The sequence below is a fragment of the Anabaena sp. CA = ATCC 33047 genome (genome assembly GCF_963870205.1).
Taxonomy (GTDB): Bacteria; Cyanobacteriota; Cyanobacteriia; order Cyanobacteriales; family Nostocaceae; genus Trichormus.
The window spans coordinates 300,166-305,071 of sequence record NZ_CAWMSA010000056.1; the positions used below are offsets into that span (position 1 = coordinate 300,166).

The 4,906-nt window shown below is 40.2% G+C and carries 5 protein-coding genes and 1 pseudogene; 3 read left to right on the plus strand and 3 right to left on the minus strand.

Features of this window, described 5'->3' with window-relative positions; all coding sequences use genetic code 11:
- A pseudogene (locus tag AACS98_RS17875) lies at positions 1-187 on the minus strand (DUF389 domain-containing protein); the annotation flags it as partial.
- 219 nt (positions 188-406) lie between these two features.
- Here AACS98_RS17875 and AACS98_RS17880 point away from each other — a divergent pair.
- Both AACS98_RS17880 and AACS98_RS17885 read left to right on the plus strand, forming a co-directional pair.
- Positions 407-625 carry a helix-turn-helix domain-containing protein gene (locus AACS98_RS17880; RefSeq protein WP_066382269.1) on the plus strand — a complete coding sequence of 73 codons (219 nt, stop codon included), beginning with the start codon at positions 407-409 and terminating at the stop codon, positions 623-625.
- Between the two features lie 2 nt (positions 626-627).
- Positions 628-1,515, plus strand: coding sequence for a hypothetical protein (locus tag AACS98_RS17885; RefSeq protein ID WP_066382271.1), 888 nt, complete (start codon positions 628-630; stop codon positions 1,513-1,515).
- Here AACS98_RS17885 and AACS98_RS17890 read toward each other — a convergent pair.
- Positions 1,512-2,387 carry a DNA adenine methylase gene (locus AACS98_RS17890; protein WP_066382275.1) on the minus strand — a complete coding sequence of 292 codons (876 nt, stop codon included), beginning with the start codon at positions 2,385-2,387 and terminating at the stop codon, positions 1,512-1,514. The two genes, AACS98_RS17885 and AACS98_RS17890, sit on opposite strands and share 4 nt — an antisense overlap.
- 273 nt (positions 2,388-2,660) lie before the next feature.
- On the opposite strand from AACS98_RS17890, the gene AACS98_RS17895 reads away from it, so the two are divergent.
- Positions 2,661-3,143 (plus strand): hypothetical protein, encoded by a 483-nt coding sequence (locus AACS98_RS17895; protein ID WP_198161149.1) that lies wholly within the window; start codon positions 2,661-2,663, stop codon positions 3,141-3,143.
- A gap of 63 nt (positions 3,144-3,206) precedes the next feature.
- Here AACS98_RS17895 and thrC read toward each other — a convergent pair whose 3' ends face one another.
- Positions 3,207-4,298: a threonine synthase gene (thrC, locus tag AACS98_RS17900; protein WP_066382278.1), complete on the minus strand. Its 1,092-nt coding sequence runs from the start codon at positions 4,296-4,298 to the stop codon at positions 3,207-3,209.
- Positions 4,299-4,906: the final 608 nt, after the last annotated feature.

Here is a 4,906-nt window from a genome sequence, read left to right on the forward strand (position 1 = left end):
ACATTGCACCAATAATTACGGCTGGGCTATTTAACACCAGTCCCAAGGTAGCAATACCAGCAGCAAATAAAACTTGAATCCAATAGCTAATATCTTGTAGGCTTACTGACCTACATATATCCAGATATACTTGTTCCTTACGAGTTTGACTCACTCCCAAGTTGTCTGCAAACCAGTCTCTAAACATATATTAGTTATGACTCAACTGATTGCATGATAATTGGCAGAACGTCTTAGAAAATATAAAACGGGAAAAATTTCAACTTCCACCAAATTACATAGTTAGATTTGACATGATAATGGTATCCATTGTTAACAGCTTGATACTTAATGCTAACTATAGTATGTAGAACTTTAGTATGCAGCAAATTATTACTATATTTAGTCATGTCCTTAGCAAAGCTTTATGAAAGCTGAAATCCTCAAAAAATTTGGTCAAAGAGTTAGAGATGAAAGATTAAAGCAAGGTCTTTCTCAGGAAGGTTTAGCTGAAAAAGCAGGACTGCACAGAACATATATAGGCATGATTGAAAGAGCCGAAAAAAACATTACTCTCATCAACATTGAGAAAATTGCTCAGGCTCTAGAAATTACTATTGAGAGTTTGATAAAAGGAATTGGTTAACAATGAGTTGGAATGAAGAAGAACGATGGATTAATGAAATTCGTCAATACTGTCGCTCATTAAATATATCAACCAGTGACTTATACAAAATAGTCACTGACTTAAAAGTAGCTCCCATGATTCGTGGGAAAGCATTTGAGTTTTCTATGTATTCTAAGTTAAGACAAATATTACCTGCTCAAGATTGGACTGTAACTAAACCTGTGATTAATGCCCAAACCGGAAATCATGACATTGATATTATGGTGATGCACAATAGCACAAAAAAAATTATATCAGTTGAGTGTAAATTGGCTGGTAAAGGGATGTTTAGTGTTGCCAAAACTTCTAAAACTGGCTCTCATAAAAAGGGCGATTATTTAATTAAAGTTAAATGTATGCGTTCACGAACTACTAAAACACCTGAAAAAGTCAATGTAATGGCGCAAAAGCTGGGTGTAAGTCCGCAAATGTTTCTTGCTCATAGTGACCAATATCGTGTCACAAGTTTTGATGTAGTGGCTACATCTATAGGTAATGCTTTTTATCAGACATTGGAAGATAGTGATGGCAACTTAATGTATAAATTTGAGCCTACTGAACAAGGAATACAATTTATAAATAAACTCAAGCCTGTCGCCAGTGATGAAGAGTTTTTGCAAGAATTTGTATACAATAAAGTTTATTTAGCTTGTTCCTTAGATATTACTGTCTCCCCGACTAGCGGAGTGATATGTGGTAAAAAAGCTTGCTTAGATAAGTATAATTGTGGCTTTATTCCTAACTATCCAATTATTAATTTCGGGAATATAGAAGAATTATCAAATGATATGATTCCTTCTCCTATAAATGGTTGGGTAGAACTAGATAAAGCGCGTGAATTTTTTGAAAATCTTTTAGAAAGAATTTAAAAGCCTATAACTAATTGCTTTGGCTCATGGAAAAGGTTGGCAGTAGAGTCATAATTTAATATAAAGACTTCTTTTCCTTTATAACGTTCACCTTTAAAGTTATGCTCTTTTTTCTGGCCTTTTTTTTGGTCATCCGTCCTGTTTATTGTGTAGTTCCATTCTTTATCGTGCATTTCTACCGCCCACTCATACAATTCTCTAACTTCAGGAGTATTATCATAAGTTAATAAAAAGTAAATTCTATGTTGATGCTTTTGGAGTATTTTACATAATCGGTAGTGATCATCTTTTGAAAAAGAGTGAGCATAAAACTTATCTTGGTCAGCATTGAAATAAGGAGGGTCAATAAATAGAAAAGCATGATCGGGTACTGTTTCTATCACCTGTTCAAAATCCCAGCAAGTAATTTTCACATCTTGCAGTTTTTCTGAAGTTCTGCGGATATTTCTAGGCCAGTTTTCTGGACGCATACTATATTTCTCACCATATCCCCAATAGCAGTTTTGCAGCTTCATAATTCCTGAGTAAGAGGTTCGATTTAAATAAAACCATCTGGCTGCTGCTTCTAGATTATTTTGGGGGTTAAATTCATTTTTATAAAAATAATGTCTCTCTTTAGTTGCTTGTTCACCATCTAAATAATTAATTAGCTCTTCTGGGTTGTCTCTAATAGTTAAATATGTATTTATGAGTTGATCATCAATATCATTTAGCCAATTATTCATAACTTTTTGTTTGGCGAAGAAAATCGAACCTCCACCAGCAAAAGGTTCAGCATAGTATGAATGAGGCGTAATATGTCTCAGTATTAAGTTACGAGCATAAAATTTACCTCCGGCATAGCGGAATGGTGAATTTATAGGCTTATTCATGATCAGCAAGTTTTTATTAGTTTAATTAATTATGAGATTGCTAACTATAGTATACATAAATACATATTGTCAAGGTTATAATCTGTCCGTAATTACTTCCTAAATATAAGAAACTGGACTTTTTTTGAAAAAAGCAGAGTGTTGTTATGGAAAATCATGCACTTTTATGGTGATTAGTGGGTTATATAAATTAAATCTCAAGCATAATTATGTATATATTTTTGCTGATATAAATTATACATAAGTAAAACAGTAATATCATCAGGTGTAAAAATGGCTGAAAGTATTGAAATTGGCAAGCACATCACACAACAATGGTTGGCGGAAATCGAATCACTCAAACAGCAGTTAGTGGAAAAACAACAACAGTGCGATGCTGCCTGGGAAAATGCGGAGAAATGGCGTAAACTCTATAACACTGAGGCAGAACAACGCCGTACTGATGCTGATTTGTCTCGGCAAACGATCGCATCCTTGAAAACAGAAATTCAAAAACTCAAAGGTATTGACGGTTCAACACTGGCTAATGCTACTACTGTCGCCACCATTCGCCAGGAAGTCGCCCAAATCAAGACGGTAGAAGATTTAAAAGCCAAGCTGATTGCAGTCATTCAAGAGCGCGATCGCTTGCTGAACGCCTTGAAAACCGAGCAAGACAACCACACCCAAACCCGTAAAAATCTCACCACCGCTTTAGGTGATGCTATCGACAGTCTAGCAAAGGCACGCGGGGGAACGGGGGGGAGTGGGGAGTAGGGAGGCAGGGGAGGCAGGGGAGGCGGAGGAAGAAATTATTTCCCAATCCCCAGTCCCCAATTCCTAAAAACCCATCGCCTTAGCAACATCACCTAATTCGGCGGCGATGCCTTGTTTAAATTGGGCTTGGCTGTGTTTAATGGCTGTGTCGGGGTCTTTTAAACCGTTACCTGTGAGGACACATACTACTGTTGCGCCTGTGGGTACTTGATCTTTTACCTTTAACAACCCAGCGACGGATGCCGCACTGGCGGGTTCGCAGAAAATACCCTCTGATGACGCTAGCAGTCGGTAAGCGTCCAGAATTTCTTCGTCGGTGACGGCGTTAAATTGTCCTTGACTGGCTGATTGGGCAGCGATCGCTTTGTCCCAACTGGCGGGTTTGCCTATGCGGATGGCTGTGGCTATGGTTTCAGGATGGGTTACTGGTTGACCGTTGACTAATGGGGCTGCACCTGCGGCTTGGAATCCCATCATCTGAGGTAGGCGATCGCATTTTCCTGTTTGATGATATTGACAAAAGCCCATCCAGTATGCTGTGATATTCCCCGCATTCCCCACCGGGATACACAGCCAGTCTGGAGCATTCCCCAAAGCATCAACAATTTCAAACGCTCCGGTTTTTTGTCCTTCTAAACGGTAGGGATTGACAGAATTTACTAAAGTGATGGGGTAATGTTCCGCCATTTCCCGGACAATTTCGAGAGCGCGGTCAAAATTCCCTTTAATTGCTAAGACTTCTGCACCGTAGAGTAAGGCTTGCGCTAACTTACCCACCGCCACATAACCATCGGGAATCAACACAAAAGCCTTCATTCCGCCACGGCGAGCATAGGCGGCGGCGGCGGCGGATGTGTTGCCTGTACTCGCGCAAATTACCGCCTTCGCTCCGGCTTCCTTGGCTTTGGTAATTGCCATAGTCATTCCCCGGTCTTTGAAGCTACCAGTGGGGTTAAGACCATCGTATTTGACAAATACACGGACTTGTCTACCGATGCGTTCTGCGATCGCTGGCACCGGAATCAAAGGAGTATTACCTTCTAATAAGGTGACAACGGGCGTAGTTTCGCTGACAGGTAAATACTCACGATAGGCTTCAATGAGTCCGGGCCAGGGTTGGCGATGAGATTGAGCAACAGACAAGCTTACAGTCACGGGATTTTAAACTTAATTGAAATAGTACGGAGGATTTGAGTCTTTTTTAGGGTCACGAAGTCTGTTTTGCTGCTTCATTTCCCCATTTCGAGATTTTTCACCAAAGTTCTCGCGCCGTGGAAGCCCCTGGCTTTAGACATGGGGGTAAGGCGCAGGCGATTTTCATCGCCGTCACATTATACGGGGGTTGTTGCATTCGGTGTACTTTTGTTTTGTACTTTCAACGGGACAGTTACCGCTTCAAACTTTACAACCCTGTACGCATAATGTTTTGCTCCAAAGAGCCTCCCTTGCGGGGTAATGTTAGCTTAGACAATGTTAGAGGTCGGTAACTATCCAAACGACACTGGTTTAACCCCTTTAAGCCTGTTTAATCGTCCGGTTCTAGAGCAAGGAACTAGCTACGGATTCCTTGGTAGGTCTTTAACTCTTGCCTCTAACGTAGTTCAGTTAAGAACTTAGTCTGGTCAGATTCGGGCTTTTTCAAGCCCCGCCCTTTAGGGCTGGGGGTTTCTGACTCCAGATATTATCTCTTGTTGTACAAATATTTTACCGATAATTTGGAATTTATTTATAGGGACTGGGGATTGGGGACTGGGGACTGGGGA